The 242-nt window shown below is 55.4% G+C and carries 1 protein-coding gene; it reads right to left on the bottom strand.

The window, feature by feature from the left end; translation table 11 throughout:
• A partial coding sequence (locus HMPREF2617_RS03240; protein WP_210400806.1) for a transposase occupies positions 1–242 on the bottom strand: 242 nt, incomplete at both ends.

Below are 242 nucleotides of genomic sequence, written 5' to 3'. Positions count from 1 at the left end.
AAGTCAACAACTTCACGGGCTTGCGCCCAGGTTGATTCCTCATCCGGTTGTTGGAAGATCGTCTGGAACATCGCAGAGACCATCGGCCACTGCATTTTGGGGACTTTCTCGTAGAGGTTTTTGGCAAAGTGGGTGCGGCACCGCTGCCAGGATGCATCGGGCAACACTTCGGAAATGGCATGCTGGATGCCTTCGTGGGCATCACTGGTGACAAGGAAGACACCACGAAGTCCGCGGGCTTT

Origin of the sequence: Corynebacterium sp. HMSC070H05 (assembly GCF_001837615.1) — a bacterium.
In the GTDB taxonomy this organism is placed as follows: Bacteria; Actinomycetota; Actinomycetes; order Mycobacteriales; family Mycobacteriaceae; genus Corynebacterium; species Corynebacterium coyleae.
The sequence above is the reverse complement of the archived record's forward strand: the minus strand, read 5'-3'. Positions and strand labels throughout refer to the sequence as shown.